Here is a 15,010-nt window from a genome sequence, read left to right on the forward strand (position 1 = left end):
TGGCTCTACGCCCATGGCGGAGAATCCCATGGTGCCATGGCACCCCCCCCCACGGCGGCCGGCCCGCACCGGCCGCCGTGGGTCCTGCCGCTACGCCTTGGCCAACGCCTGCTCCAGATCCGCGAGCAGGTCATCGATGTGTTCAATACCCACCGACAACCGCACCGTGTCTTCGCTGACCCCCGCCTTCTCCAGCTCGGCGGCATCCAGCTGCCGGTGCGTGGTCGAGGCGGGATGCGTGGCCAGGGATTTGGCATCGCCCAGGTTCACCAGCCGGGTAAACAACTGCAGCGCGTCCAGAAAGCGCGCACCGGCCGCACGGCCACCCGGCAGCCCGAAGGTCAGCACGCCGGAGCCGTGCCCGCGCAGGTACTTCTGCACCAGCGCGTGTTCGGGGTGGTCGGGCAGCGCGGCATAGTTGACCCAGGCGACCTTGGGATGGCCCTGGAGGTGTTTCGCCACCGCCAGCGTGTTGGCGTTGATACGATCCAGCCGCAGTGCCAGCGTCTCGATGCCCTGCAGGATCAGGAAGGAATTGAACGGTGAGATCGCCGCACCGGTATTGCGCAGCGGCACCACCCGCGCGCGGCCGATGTAGGCGGCCGGCCCGAGTGCCTCGGTGTAGACCACGCCGTGGTAGCTCACGTCCGGCTCATTCAAGCGGCGGAAGCGCTGCTTGTGCTCCGCCCAGGGGAACCGCCCGGAATCCACGATCGCCCCGCCCAGGCTGGTGCCATGCCCACCGAGATACTTGGTCAGCGAATGCACCACGATGTCCGCACCGAAATCGAACGAGCGCTGCAGGTACGGTGTCGCCACCGTGTTGTCCACGATCAGCGGCACGCCGTGCGCATGCGCGACCTTCGCCACCGCTTCGATGTCGGTGATGTTGCCGCGCGGGTTGCCGATGGACTCGACGAACACCGCCTTGGTGCGGTCATCGATCAGCGCGCCGAACGCCTGCGGGTCGCGATAGTCGGCAAAGCGCGTTTCGATCCCGAACTGCGGCAGCGTGTGCGCGAACAGGTTGTAGGTGCCGCCGTACAGCGCACTGGCCGAGACGATGTTGTCGCCGGCCTCGGCGATGGTCTGGATCGCGTAGGTGATCGCGGCCTGGCCCGAGGCCAGTGCGAGCGCGCCGATGCCGCCCTCGAGCGCGGCGATGCGCTGCTCCAGCACATCGGTGGTCGGGTTCATGATGCGGGTGTAGATGTTGCCCGGCACCTTCAGGTCGAACAGGTCCGCGCCATGCTGGGTGTCATCGAAGGCGTAGGCCACGGTCTGGTAGATCGGCACCGCCACCGCGCGGGTGGTGGGGTCAGGCCGATAACCGCCATGCACCGCGATGGTCTCCGCGCGCCACTGTGATTCGGGACTGCCGTGTTCGGACATATCGCATCGTCTCCAGGTGAATGCCGACGATACCGAACAAAAAACCCCCGCCGAAGCGGGGGTTCATGCCAAACATGCATGGTGTGAGGCCCAACGGTTATCAGGCCGCCGGTGCGCGCGGGGCTCAGCCCTTCACGAACACCAGCTTGCCCTCGGCCGCATCGACCCGGATCACATCGCCGTTGAGGAACTCGCCGGAGAGGATCTTCTGCGCCAACGGGTTCTCCAGCTGCGACTGGATCGCACGCTTGAGCGGGCGGGCGCCATAGACCGGATCGAAGCCGACGTTGCCCAGCAGCTGGAAGGCGTCGTCGCTGACCTCGATGCGCAGGCCACGCTCGGCCAGGCGCTTCTCCAGGCCCTGCATCTGGATGCGGGCGATCTGCTTGATCTGCACCTTGTCCAGCGGATGGAACACGACGATGTCGTCCAGGCGGTTGATGAATTCCGGGCGGAAGTGCGCCTGCACCACGCCCATCACCGCCGCCTTCATCTGCGTGTAGGCCTCCGGGCTGTCATCGCTGCTCATGTCCTGGATCTGGTGCGAGCCGAGGTTGGAGGTCATCACGATGACAGTGTTGCGGAAGTCCACCGTGCGGCCCTGACCATCGGTCAAGCGGCCGTCGTCAAGCACCTGCAGCAGGATGTTGAACACATCCGGATGCGCCTTCTCCACTTCGTCCAGCAGGATCAGCGAGTACGGGCGACGGCGCACCGCCTCGGTCAGGTAGCCACCTTCTTCGTAGCCCACATAGCCCGGAGGGGCACCGATCAGGCGCGCGACGCTGTGCTTCTCCATGAACTCGCTCATGTCGATGCGGATCATCGCGTCGCTGCTGTCGAACAGGAATTCGGCCAGCGCCTTGCACAGTTCGGTCTTGCCCACGCCGGTCGGCCCCAGGAACAGGAACGAGCCGCTCGGGCGATCCGGATCGGACAGGCCCGCACGCGAGCGCCGCACCGCATCGGAAACCACCTTGATCGCCTCTTCCTGGCCGACCACGCGGTTGTGCAGCATGTCTTCCATGCGCAGCAGCTTGTCGCGCTCGCCTTCCAGCATGCGGTTGACCGGAATGCCGGTCCAGCGCGAAACCACTTCGGCGATTTCCTCGGCGGTGACCCGATCCTGGACCAGCTTGAACTCGCTGGTCTCTATTTCCTGCGCGGCAGCCAGTTGCTTCTCCAGCTGCGGCAGCTGACCGTACTGGATCTCGCTCATGCGGCCGAAATCCTGGCGGCGCTGGGCCGATTCCAGTTCCAGCTTGGCCTGTTCGATCTGTTCCTTGATCCGGGTCGCGCCCTGCAGCGTGGCCTTCTCCGACTTCCAGATTTCGTTGAGATCGGAGAACTCGCGCTCCAGCGCATCGATGTCATTCTCAAGATCAGCCAGGCGCTGACGCGAGGCATCGTCCTTTTCCTTCTTGAGCATTTCACGCTGGATCTTGAGCTGGATCAAGCGCCGCTCCAGGCGGTCCAGCTCCTCCGGCTTGGAGTCGATCTCCATGCGGATGCGCGAGGCGGCCTCGTCCATCAGGTCGATGGCCTTGTCGGGCAGCTGGCGGTCGGCGATGTAACGGTGCGACAGCGTGGCCGCCGCGACGATCGCCGGGTCGGTGATTTCCACGCCATGGTGCACGGCATACTTTTCCTTGAGCCCGCGCAGGATGGCGATGGTGTCTTCCACGCTCGGCTCGCCCACCAGCACCTTCTGGAAGCGGCGTTCCAGCGCAGCATCCTTTTCGATGTACTTGCGGTATTCGTCCAGCGTGGTCGCGCCGACGCAGTGCAGTTCACCGCGGGCGAGCGCCGGCTTGAGCATGTTGCCGGCATCCATCGCGCCATCGGCCTTGCCCGCACCGACCATGGTGTGCAGCTCGTCGATGAACAGGATCACCTGGCCTTCGCTCTTGGCCAGGTCGTTGAGCACGCCCTTCAGGCGCTCTTCGAACTCACCGCGGAACTTGGCGCCGGCGATCAGCGCGCCCATGTCCAGCGAGAGCACGCGCTTGCCGCGTAGGCCTTCGGGCACTTCGTCGTTGATGATGCGCTGGGCCAGGCCTTCGACGATGGCGGTCTTGCCCACGCCGGGCTCGCCGATCAGCACCGGGTTGTTCTTGGTGCGGCGCTGCAGGACCTGGATGGTGCGACGGATTTCCTCATCGCGGCCGATCACCGGATCCAGCTTGCCGCTCTCGGCACGCGCGGTCAGGTCGATGGTGTACTTCTCCAGCGCCTGGCGCTGGTCTTCGGCGTTTTCAGACTGCACGGTCTCGCCGCCGCGCACCTTGTCGATGGCGGTGTCGATCTTCTTCTTGTCGGCCCCGGCGGCGCGCAGCGCCATGCCCAGGGTGCCGCCATCGTCCACCGCAGCCAGCACGAACCACTCGCTGGCGATGAAGGCATCGCCGTGCTGCTGGGCGAGCTTGTCGGTATTGTTGAGCAGCCGGTTCAGATCGTTGCCGATCGACAGGTTGCCTTCCTGCCCGGAGACCTTGGGCAGGGCCTCCAGGATTTCATTCAAGCGTTCGCGCAGTACCGGCACATTGACGCCGGCCTGGGCCAGCAGCGGGCGCGTGCTGCCGCCCTGCTGGTCCAGCAGTGCGCTGAACACATGTACCGGTTCAATGATGTTGTGGTCGCGGCCCACGGCCAGCGACTGCGCGTCGGCCAGCGCCTGCTGGAAACGCGAGGTGAGCTTGTCCATCCGCATGTTCTTGTCCTCGATGTAAACGGGGCTGGCCGTGCCAGCACTGTCCCTGAGATGCGGTTACGCGCGCGTGTTTCAAGGGTGGATGAGATGCCGATTCAGGCGTGGTCAGGCGGTCGGAGGCCGGCCCAGCAGGGGCGGCTCGGCCGGACGCGGCACCAGGCAGCCGATGCCGCCAGGCAGGTCCAGGAACACGTCATAGCCGCCGGTGACGCCGTAGCCGATCCGCCAGGACGAGGGAAACAGATCCGGGGGCTGGAAGGCGATATCCACCGGAATGTGGGTCACGCTGTCGGTCAGCTGCAGAGGGGTATTGGCCTGGGCGTACTCGATGTCCTCCGCCCCACGGGTGGTGATGACGTTCTTGCGCTGGATCGCGGCCGCGGGCACCGACGAGCGTGGCGCGCCGCGCATCTGGAAGGCTCCGTTGAAGCCGGTATCGACCAGCATCAGGTTGTTGTCCTGGCCGCGGATGGGAAACCGCTGTTGCTGGAATGGTCCCCACAGCGACGAGGTCACTGCCATCCGGCGCGTGCACGCGGCCGGCGCCTGTGCCCCCAGCAGGGTCAGCGTTTCACGCGAGAGCGTGATCCGCCCCAGCGCGCGCAGCACGTCCAGGCCGATCAGGTTGAGCTCGCGCGTGGGTTCGCTGTTGAACGACACATCACGCACCCGCTGCCCACCCACCTCGATATCGATCGGTGCCACCAGGCCCGCCTGCTGGATATCGCCCTCGACGATGCGCGACACCACGAAGCCCTCGGTGACCGCCAGGCCGAGCGACTCGGCCAGCGCGCGGCTGATGTGCGAGCGCGGGGCACCCGTATCGACGATGAAGGCCGCCTCGTGGGCGACCGGCGCGCCATCGCGCGTGCCGTGCAGCGTGAGCGTCACCGAGGGCAGCTCATTGCTGAACTGGATCGGCACCGCCACGTCCTGCGCCCGCTCGGCTGCGGGCAGCGCGCTGCGCGGCCAGGTGGTGAAGGACGCGAATGCCGGCCGGGTGACATCGGGCACTTCATCGCCGGCCCTGAGCATCGGCACGATGGTGCGTTGATAGTCCTCGCGCACGCTCAGCATGAGCCTCGCCCATCCCGCGATGTCGCCCTCGATCAGCGCATTGCCGGCGAGGGTGGATTCGCACAGGAACGCCAGACCCTGCAGCGCGGGGGGTGCATCCCGGGTTTCCTCCAGGCACTGGCGTGCTGCACGGTTGGACGCGGCCAGTTCACCACGGACGCGGTGGTACCCGGCCGCGCCCAGGTGACGCCGCGGACCGGATACGCCGCTCATGCCGCGCAGCGTGGTCAGCTCCGCACGCAGCACCGCGTCGCTGTAGCCGAACCCATCGTGCAGCGCCACCGGATCGGCCGCTGCCGTGGCTGGCATCACCGCCACGCACATGCCCAGCACCCACCTCCGCATCGCGTACTCCCGTTTTCATCCCCGCTCGACCCTAGCACGGGAACCACGCTGCACTCACGCCTGCTTTCGACAGCGCGGGTCATGCTGAAGGCCGATTCGGCACGGAGTGGCGGCATGCATTACGAACTGTATTACTGGACCGGCATCCAGGGTCGCGGCGAGTTCGTGCGGCTCGCGCTGGAAGACGCGGGCGCCGGTTACACGGATATGGCGCGCGTGCACGGCGATGCCGTGATGCAGCCCTATCTGGACGGCAAGGTCGAGGGTCTGCAGCCGTTCGCTCCGCCCTTTCTGCGCACGGGCAAGCAGGTCATCGCCCAGGTCGGCGCGATCCTGGATCATCTGGGCCCAACGCTCGGCCTGGTGCCCGATGCCAGCTCACGGCGGCAACAGGCGCTGCAGCTGCAGATGACCATCGCCGATCTGGTCGCTGAGGTGCACGACACCCATCACCCCATCGCTGCGTCGAAGTACTACGAGGATCAGAAGCACGAGGCCAAGGCGCGCGCCGCGTCGATGCGCGCCGAACGCATGCCCAAGTTCCTGGGGTATTTCGAGAGCGTGCTCAAGCACAACGGCGGGCGGCATCCGCTGCGTGAGCATTCCTACGTGGATCTGTCGCTGTTCCAGCTGCTGAGCGGGCTGGACTACATGTTCCCGCGCCGCATGCAGGCGCTGTGGCCCACGCTTCCGCAACTGCGCGCGTTGAAGGACCGGGTGGAAACCCGGCCCAACATCGCCGCCTACCTCGCTTCCGAACGGCGTCTGCCGTTCAACACCAACGGCATCTTCCGGCATTACCCGGAGCTGGATGGCGAGCAATGATGCCTCGCCGGCCAGCGGCCGGCACTACCGGAGCGCTACGCGCGTTCTGAGGGCTGCTTCTGCAGCGACAACAGCGCCAGCAACCCGGCCAGCGCCACGTAGGCGCCGGTGAACTGCCAGCTGATGATCTTCGGCAGTCCTTCCAGCTGCCACGGCAGGTAGATGCCACCGCGTGGGTCCACCGAGTGGATCAGGCCGAACAGCGTCAGCGCCGCGGCCACCAGCAGGAACCCGGAGGCGCGCAGCAGCTTCCCGTCGATCATCGCCACTACCGCCGCGATCCACAGCATCGAGGTGATGATGAAGCCGTTGCCCAGGGTGAAGATCACCGCCAGCTCCGGCAGGCCGTGCCCGTCCAGGGTCGTGGTCATCGCCGCCAGCTGCTCCGGCGCGATCCAGCCCGGCGCCTTGATCGCCAGCAGGTAGGCCACCGAGGGCAGGAAGCCGAGCACCATCGCGCCGGCATGTTCGCGCGGCGTGGCCTGGAAGGCCTGGGTGGTGATGTCGATCGCCACATACACGATGATCGGGGCCAGCACGGCCAGCGGCAGCCACTGCACCAGCCCGGAGATCACGCCCAGCATGCCGCCGATGCCGACGAACAGGCCGGTCAGCAGCGTGTAGCCGCTGCGGGCGCCCATGTGCTTGTAGGCCGGCTGGCCAATGTACGGCGTGGTCTGCGCCACACCGCCACAGAAGCCGGCCACCAGCGTGGCGATGGCTTCCACCAGCAGGATGTCGCGGGTGCGGTAATCGTCACCGGCCGCGCGCGCGCTCTCGGAGACGTTGATGCCGCCCACCACCATCAGCAGGCCGAACGGCAGCAGCAGCGGCAGGTAGGTGATCGCGGTCGGCAGGCCGTCGATGAAGCCCAGCGTCGGCCACGGCAGCACCACCTGCGGCGGCACCCACTCGGGCACCTTGAAGCCTGGTGCGCCCAGCCCGGCAAGCCCGAGGCCGTAATACAGGATCGTGCCGAACACGAACGCGACCAGCACGCCGGGCGCGCGGATCGGCAACTTGCGCTTGGCGATCAGCACGTACAGCAGCAGGCCCAGCGTGACGAAGCCGACGATCGGCGAGCGCAGCGTTTCCAGCAGCGGCAGGAAGCCCATCAGCACGATCGCGATACCGGCGATGGAGCCCAGCAGCGAGGCACGCGGCAGCGCGCGGGTGACCGCTTCGCCGAAGAACGAGAGGATCACCTTCAGCACGCCCATGATCACCAGCGAGGCCATGCCCAGCTGCCAGGTGGCGATGGCGGCATCGTGCGGTGCCAAGCCCTGCCCTTTGAAGGCGAGGAAGGCCGGGCCGAGCACCAGCAGCGCCATGCCGATGCTGGTCGGCGCATCCAGGCCGAGCGGCATCGCGGTGACATCGTCACGACCGGTGCGCGCGGCCAAGCGTCGGGCCATCCAGGTGTAGAGCACGTTGCCGACCAGCACGCCGAAGGCGGTGCCCGGGAACATGCGGCCGAAGACCACATCGGCCGGGAACTGGAAGATGCCGACCAGTGCCATCGCGATGAAACCGAGGATCGACAGGTTGTCGACCACCAGGCCGAAGAAGCCGTTGAGATCGCCGGCAACGAACCAGCGGGAACGTCCGGAGCGGACGGGAGCAGTGGCGGACATGCGCAGGGCGGCCGTGGGGAGGGGGTAGCCGATGGTAGGGCCTCCCCGCCCCCAGTAACAGGCGCATGAATGGAACACCGGGAGACGCCCGCCGACGGGGGACGCGCCACCGCGCGGTAGTGCCGGCCGCTGGCCGGCTCCCGCCATTGCCTGGAGCATCCTGAGGATGACGGCCAGCGGCCGGCACTACCGGACCGCGTGGGGATCAGGGCTTGTTGAGGAAGTTGTTGGCCAGCAGGTCCCTCACATCCCCGACCCGCCCGCTCAGCAGCGCCTTGGCCGCGTACAGGGCAGTTCCGGCCACCTGCTTGGCCTCCACCTGCGGCGGCATCACCAGTTCGGTCGGGCTGGTGTGCACGTCCAGCAGAGCCGGGCCGGGATGGGCCAGGATGTCGTGGACGGCCTGCTCCAGGTCTTCCGAGCGGGTGACCGTGCGCCCGTAGAAACCGATCACTTCGGCCAGCCGGCCGAAATCGGGGTTCTTCAGGTCGGTGTAGTTGTCCAGCAGGCCTTCGACCTTCTGCTCCAGCTCGACGAAGTTCAGCGAACTGTTGTTGTAGACCACCACCTTGATCGGCAGGTTTTCCTGCACGGCGGTGAGCAGGTCGCCGAGCAGCATCGCCAGGCCACCGTCACCGGACAGCGAGATCACCTGCCGGCCCGGGTAGGCCTTCTGCAGGCCCAGCGCCTGCGGCATCGCGTTGGCCATCGTGCCGTGCAGCAGGCTGGTCAGCGTGCGGCGGCGGCCGTTGACGCGGATATGGCGCAGGATCCAGACCATCGGCGAGCCACCGTCAGCGGTGAACAGCGCATCGTCGGCGGCGTGGCGGTCGATCAGCGCGGTCAGGTGCTGCGGGTGGATCAGCTCACCCTCGCCCGGCTGCTCTTCCTTGGCGCGCGTGGCGAGTGCCTTCTCACGGTGCTCCAGGCATTCGTCCAGGAAGCTGCGGTCCTCGCGCTCGGGCAGCAACGGCAGCAGCGCCTCCAGGGTCGGGCCGATATCGCCGACCACGCCCAGGTTCACCGGATGACGGCGGCCCAGATGGCTGCCATCGCGATCCACCTGGATCAGCGTGGCCTTGTCCGGGTAGTACTGGCCCCAGGCGAAGTCCGCGCCGAGCAGCAGCAGCGTGTCGCAGGCCATCAGCGTGTGATACCCGGACTCGATGCCGAAGATGCCCGTCATGCCCATGTTGTACGGGTTGTCGTACTCCACGAAATCCTTCGCGCGCGAGGTATGCGCGATCGGCGCCTTGAGCCGGGCCCCGAGGGCGACCAGCGCATCGTGTGCATGCTCGCAGCCGGCGCCGGCATAGATGCCGATCCGCTTGCCCTGCCCGATCAGTGCGGCGATGCGCTGCAGTTCGTCGTCCGAGGGGCGCAGTACCGGCTGGGTGTAGTGCACCGAGAACGGCACATCGTGCTTGACCTCGGCTTCGCTGATGTCGGCGGGCAGGATGACGACGGCCACGCCGCGGCGGCTGATGGCGGCCTGGCAGGCAAGGGTCACCACGCGGCGCGCCTGTTCGGCACTCTGCACCTGTTCGCAGAACACGCTGCAGCTGCCGTAGACCGCCTTGAAATCGACTTCCTGCGGGAACTCCATGCCCAGCTCGGCGGTGACCACCTGGCTGGCGATCAACACCATCGGCGCGCGGTTGCGGTTGGTCTCGAACACGCCGTTGATGAAGTGCAGGCCACCGGGGCCGCACGAGCCGGCGCAGGCGGTGAGCTGCCCGCTGATCAACGACTCGGCACCGGCGGCAAACGCAGCCACTTCCTCATGCCGCATGTGCACCCACTCGATCTCGCTGTGGTGGATGGCATCGGTGACGTAGTTGAGGGTATCGCCGACGATGCCGTAACAGTGACGGACACCGGCGGCCTGCAGGGTTTCAACCACGATCTCGGCAACGCGCTTGCTCATGACATGCTTCCACGACGAGGGGGAAGCGTCAGCGTAGTCCCGGGCAAGTGACACTCATGTGGGTTTACCCGTGGCAGCGCGCGATCACGGCTGCGTGTTCACCCAGCCAAGCACCGCGCCGCGTGTGGGATTGTCATAACGCACCTGCACCCAGCCATCGCGCTCATCCAGCAGTTCCACGCGGTCATCGCGCACCAGATACCGCTTGGTCGTGGCATCACCGGGCTGGCTGTAGAGGGGCAGCCGCGCCACCATCACATGGCCGGAAATGCGCAGCAGCGGCGAACCGGCGCGCGGTGTCTCCAGGCCATCGCCGATGGCGGTCTCCAGCACGTTGCCGTCAGGATCGAAGGTACTCCAGACCGCCAGCGGACCGCTGTCGGCGGTCTGCTTCACGAACACGTAAGGCTCGAGCACATCGTCGAGCATCAGCATGCGCTCGGCGCGGTACAGGTACAGGCGACCGCCGTCGTAGCGGTACTGATCCACGTACCACATCGGCCCGCTCCGGCAGCTGCTGCTCAGGGTGCGGTTGTCTTCCTCCACGGTCAGACCCATCAGGTCACCGCATTGCGCGCGGTCGTTCGGGATGGGCGCCAGCGCCACCAGTTCCTGTCGCGCTGGAACGTAGCGGTAGACCGCGACCGCTTCGTTGACCATGCCGACCGCGGCGCGCGCGACCAGCTCCGGGTAGCCATCGAAATCAACGTCCTCGGCGGACAGGCGTGCGTTGCCGTCCGCGTCGGTCACCCCCGGCAGCACCTGACGCTTGCCCGACGGTGCCAGTACGACGGCAATGCCGCCGTCGTCCTGCAGCGTCGCCTGCACCTGCACGCCGGCAGCCACCTCGAGCTGAAGCCGGGCCGGGTCGGCATCCTGCGCGTGTGCGCACGTCACCGCCAGGCCCATCACCAGCGCGGCCAGCATCGCATCCCTGTCTTTCATCATCGCTCCGTGCAGCGCCACCGCGGCGCCCTGGATCAGAACGATACTTCAACCGCCTGCTGCGCCCACAGCACCGACTGGTGCCCGGTGGCCTGCTTCCACGCCCGTCGGATCGCTTCGATGTCGGCGCGGCGCTGCGGGGTGTTCTCGTGCAGGACCACCAGCACCTTGGTGCGCAGGCGATTCGGCTCGGGCGCGCCGCGGAACAGCCACTGGCCGTAGGCGTCGAACACGGTCAGGCCATCCGGGAAGCGTGGGGTCACTTCCTTGTCGAGGAAGGCGCGCCACTGCGCGTCGGTGATGCCCTCGGTCTGCGGCCGGTCGGCCACGCCGGTTTCTTCCCCCACGCCGAAATAGAGCTCGCTGCGGACCCAGCCCGCAGCCGCGTCCGGGCGCGCCGCATCGCCCTGCAGGGTGGCCGTAGCGGTGGCGGGCGGGGTGGGTTTGGCCGCCGGGGCGGCGGTGGCACAGCCGCTGGTGGCCAGGACCAGGGCAAACAGAAGGGCGCGGAACGACATGGACAACTCTCCGGAAACACAGGGACAGGCAGGGAAGGAGCGTGCCGGACATCCGGGTCCGGTGCAGATCGCCAACGGCTATCTGCTGATAACCACCGCGATGGGACTTGCGTCACACGGGGCGATCACGCGAAGATAATATATCGCTTCATCCGGATGGATTGGTAGTGCTGACCACTGGTCGGCAACGCCGGTCCCCCCTCCCCCGTCCCTCCCCCTCGTCGTCCTGCTGGAGTCCGCATGTCCCGTCCGTCCGCGTCCCGCCTTGGCCTTGCCATCGCGCTCGTCCTCTCTTCCCCCCTGCTGGCCCAGGACGTACTTGCGCAGGACGCGCCGAACACCGCCAAAACGCTGGACACGGTGATCGTCACCGGCACCCGCGCCGTGGACCGGACCGTGCTGGAATCCACCTCGCCGGTAGACGTGCTCACCGCCGAGGACATCCGCAAGGCCGGCGTGGTCAACGGCGAACTGGGCAGCGCGCTGCAGGCGCTGCTGCCCTCGTTCAACTTCCCGCGCCAGTCCAACTCCGGCGGTGCCGACCACATCCGTGCCGCCCAGCTGCGCGGGCTCTCGCCCGACCAGGTGCTGGTGCTGGTCAATGGCAAGCGCCGCCACAGCAGTGCGCTGGTCAACACCGACAGCAAGATCGGCAAGGGCACCACCCCGGTCGACTTCAACGCGATCCCGGTCAGCGCGATCAAGCGCATCGAGGTGCTGCGCGATGGCGCCGGCGCGCTGTACGGCTCCGATGCGGTGGCCGGCGTGATCAACGTGATCCTCGATGACGCCCCGGAAGGTGGCGCGTTCGAAGCCAGCTTCGGCGCCAACCACACCGATCTCAAGCCGATCGACCGCACCCTTACCGATGGCCAGACCAGCTACGCCAGCGCCAAGGTCGGTACCGCACTGGGCGACGACGGCGGCTTCCTGCGCGTCGGCCTGGAGCTGAAGAACCACGAGGGCACCAACCGCGCCGGCTTCGATCAGATCCCGCCGTGGGACCAGAGCGATACCAACCTTGCCCTGCAGGGCAAGCGCAACTACGTCCTCGGCGACGGCAAGACCAAGGATCTGAACGCCTGGTACAACGCGCAGCTGCCGTTCGGTGAAACCTCCACGTTCTACAGCTTCGCCACCTTCAACCAGCGCGACAGCGAAGGCGCGAACTACTTCCGCTATCCGGACAGCGATGCCAACTGGGCCCAGGTCTACCCCAACGGCTACCGCCCGATCTCCGAAGGCGAGAACCGCGACGTGCAGGCCGTGGCCGGTGCGAAGGGCCAGTGGGGCGAGTGGAACTACGATGCCAGCCTGGATTACGGCATCAACACGTTCACCTACCGCCTGCGCAACTCGATCAACGCCTCGCTGGGCCCGACCAGCCCGACCCGCTTCAAGACCGGCGACTACCGCAATGAACTGACGGTCGCGAACTTCGACCTCGGCCGCGTGTTCTCGCAGGGCGAGAGCATCACCCACAGCCTGGGCCTGGGCCTGGAGGCGCGCCGCGATCATTACGAAACCCGCCCCGGTGACCCGAGCAGCTATGCCGCTGGCCCGTTCACGGATCGCCCGACCGGCTCGCAGGCCGGTGGCGGCCTGACCCCGCAGGATGCGACCTCGCTGTCGCGCGACGTGGCCAGTGCCTATGCCAGCCTGTCCAGCCAGTTCGGCGAGCATTTCTCCAGCGATCTGGCGGCGCGCTACGAGCACAGCGACGACTTCGGCGGTGAGCTCACCGGCAAGCTCGGCCTGCGCTATGAGTTCACCCCGGCCTTCGCGCTGCGCGGTGCGATCTCCAACAACTTCCGCGCGCCGTCACTGGCGCAGATCGGCTACGAATCCACCTCCACCGGTTACAACGCCGCCGGCCAACTGGTGCAGGGTCGCGTGCTGTCGGTCAACAATCCGATCGCGCGTGGCCTGGGTGCCACCGATCTGAAGCCGGAGAAGTCGCTCAACACCAGCCTGGGCTTCACCAGCCGCATCGGCGACCACTTCGATGTCTCGCTGGACTTCTTCCAGATCGACATCGACGACCGCATCGCGCTGTCGGAGAGCATCACCGGTGATGCATTGACCGACTACGTGCAGCAGCAGTTCGGCGTGGCCGGCCTGCAGAGCGCCAGCTTCTTCGTCAATGCCGCCGATACCCGCACCCGCGGTGCCGAACTGGTGAGCAACTGGCGGCAGTCGCTGGGTGGCGGCGAACTGGTGCTGACCGGCACCTATGCCTATACCAAGACCACGCTGAAGAACGTGCTCGCCACGCCGCCGGGCCTGCTCGCGCTGGATCCGGACTACGTGCTGTTCGGCGTGGAAGAAACCAATACGCTGACCGATGCCACGCCGCGCACCCGCGCTGCGCTGGCTGCCAGCTGGGCCGACGATCATTGGTCGCTGAGCAGCCGTCTGAGCCGGTATGGCAGCGTGACCCGCGTGTTCAACTTCGGCGATGGCTACATCCCCCGCCAGACCTACGGCGCCGAGTGGCAGCTGGATGCCGAAGTGGAATACAAGATCACCCCGCAGTGGAGCGTGGCCGTAGGTGGGCAGAACCTGACCGACAACTACTCGGATCTGTCCAACGACGACATCTACTACTTCGGCAACCTGCCGTACGACGTACTGTCACCGATCGGCAGCAATGGTGCGTATTACTACGGGCGCGTGCGATATACCTTCTGACCGGTAGCGCCGGCCGCTGGCCGGCGCCTCCGGGCAGCGGCGCAACGCCATGAAGTGTTGCCGACCAGCGGCCGGTATCACGGCGTGGATGTGGTCATCATTAACCTGGTAATCACATCCACGCTGGCATGTTGGCCGCTATGGCCAACGACTTCCCCCAACGTCCGCCGCCGCCACTGCTGGACGATGCCTGTGCGCTGTTCCTGGACGTGGATGGCACCCTTATCGAATTCGCGGACGACCCCGAGTCGGTCGTCCTGCTGCCGGATGTGCGTGAAGCCATCGGCCGCATCAGCGACCGGCTGGATGGCGCGGTCGCCCTGATCAGCGGGCGACCGCTCGCCCAGCTGGACGCGCTGTTCGCTCCCTTGAACCTGCCCGCCGCCGGGTTGCACGGCCATGAGCTGCGCAACCATGAACAGCACGCGCAGAGCAGCGATCCGTCCGCCGATACCAGCGAATGGCTGCATGCCTTGCACCAGCAGGCGATGCGGTTCGCGCACGGCACGCCCGGCGTCCTGGTCGAGGACAAGGGTCGCAGCCTGGCCCTGCACTGGCGCGGGGCACCGCACGCCGCCAATGACGTGCGCGCCTTCGCCGAGCGGCATATCCGCGGCCATGCCGGCTACCGGCTGCAGCCCGGCGACCATGTCATCGAATTCCTGCCGGAAGGCAGCGACAAGGGGCGCGCGATGCGGCAGTTGATGCTGCAGCCGCCGTTCCGCGACCGCATGCCGGTGTTCGTCGGCGATGACTTAACCGATGAATTTGGCTTCGGCGCCGCCAACGACCTGCATGGCTGGAGCGTGCTGGTCGGTGAACGCGAGCCCAGCGATGCGGTGTTCGCCCTGCCCACCATACGCAGCGTGCACGCCTGGCTTCGCGAGAATGCCTACTGATGCCTTGAACCCCAAGGCCCCCTGACGCCGCGCGCAGGTCTCCCCCA

Annotated in this window: 10 protein-coding genes; 3 read left to right on the plus strand and 7 right to left on the minus strand. The window is 66.9% G+C overall.

The window, feature by feature from the left end:
- Window positions 1–90: 90 nt before the first annotated feature.
- From ACWV8V_RS18085 to ACWV8V_RS18095, 3 genes are all read right to left on the minus strand, one after another.
- Window positions 91–1,392, minus strand: coding sequence for an O-acetylhomoserine aminocarboxypropyltransferase/cysteine synthase family protein (locus ACWV8V_RS18085; protein ID WP_259259390.1), 1,302 nt, complete (start codon window positions 1,390–1,392; stop codon window positions 91–93).
- Between the two features lie 124 nt (window positions 1,393–1,516).
- Window positions 1,517–4,102, minus strand: coding sequence for an ATP-dependent chaperone ClpB (gene clpB, locus ACWV8V_RS18090; RefSeq protein ID WP_346468761.1), 2,586 nt, complete (start codon window positions 4,100–4,102; stop codon window positions 1,517–1,519).
- A 105-nt stretch (window positions 4,103–4,207) separates the two neighbouring features.
- A complete protein-coding gene (locus ACWV8V_RS18095; protein WP_455900384.1) occupies window positions 4,208–5,524 on the minus strand; it encodes a retropepsin-like aspartic protease in 1,317 nt (438 codons plus the stop codon).
- A gap of 114 nt (window positions 5,525–5,638) precedes the next feature.
- Here ACWV8V_RS18095 and ACWV8V_RS18100 point away from each other — a divergent pair, with 114 nt between their 5' ends.
- Complete coding sequence (locus tag ACWV8V_RS18100) at window positions 5,639–6,349, plus strand: glutathione S-transferase (RefSeq protein ID WP_455900385.1); 711 nt, start codon at window positions 5,639–5,641, stop codon at window positions 6,347–6,349.
- Window positions 6,350–6,384: 35 nt separating this feature from the next.
- Here ACWV8V_RS18100 and ACWV8V_RS18105 read toward each other — a convergent pair whose 3' ends face one another.
- The 4 genes from ACWV8V_RS18105 to ACWV8V_RS18120 form a co-directional block, all read right to left on the minus strand.
- Window positions 6,385–7,983, minus strand: coding sequence for a hypothetical protein (locus ACWV8V_RS18105; RefSeq protein WP_455900386.1), 1,599 nt, complete (start codon window positions 7,981–7,983; stop codon window positions 6,385–6,387).
- 205 nt (window positions 7,984–8,188) lie between these two features.
- Window positions 8,189–9,910, minus strand: a complete 1,722-nt coding sequence (locus ACWV8V_RS18110) for a thiamine pyrophosphate-dependent enzyme (RefSeq protein ID WP_455900387.1) — start codon at window positions 9,908–9,910, stop codon at window positions 8,189–8,191.
- A gap of 84 nt (window positions 9,911–9,994) precedes the next feature.
- Window positions 9,995–10,855 carry an XAC2610-related protein gene (locus ACWV8V_RS18115; protein WP_455900388.1) on the minus strand — a complete coding sequence of 287 codons (861 nt, stop codon included), beginning with the start codon at window positions 10,853–10,855 and terminating at the stop codon, window positions 9,995–9,997.
- 35 nt (window positions 10,856–10,890) lie between these two features.
- A complete protein-coding gene (locus tag ACWV8V_RS18120; protein WP_455900389.1) occupies window positions 10,891–11,373 on the minus strand; it encodes a DUF3574 domain-containing protein in 483 nt (160 codons plus the stop codon).
- A 240-nt stretch (window positions 11,374–11,613) separates the two neighbouring features.
- Between ACWV8V_RS18120 and ACWV8V_RS18125 the strand changes: the two genes are divergently transcribed.
- Window positions 11,614–14,064: a TonB-dependent receptor plug domain-containing protein gene (locus ACWV8V_RS18125; protein ID WP_455900390.1), complete on the plus strand. Its 2,451-nt coding sequence runs from the start codon at window positions 11,614–11,616 to the stop codon at window positions 14,062–14,064.
- Between the two features lie 140 nt (window positions 14,065–14,204).
- Window positions 14,205–14,963, plus strand: coding sequence for a trehalose-phosphatase (gene otsB / locus ACWV8V_RS18130; protein ID WP_455900391.1), 759 nt, complete (start codon window positions 14,205–14,207; stop codon window positions 14,961–14,963).
- The last annotated feature ends 47 nt before the right edge of the window (window positions 14,964–15,010 follow it).

It is taken from the genome of Stenotrophomonas sp. Ker107b, from assembly GCF_053847245.1.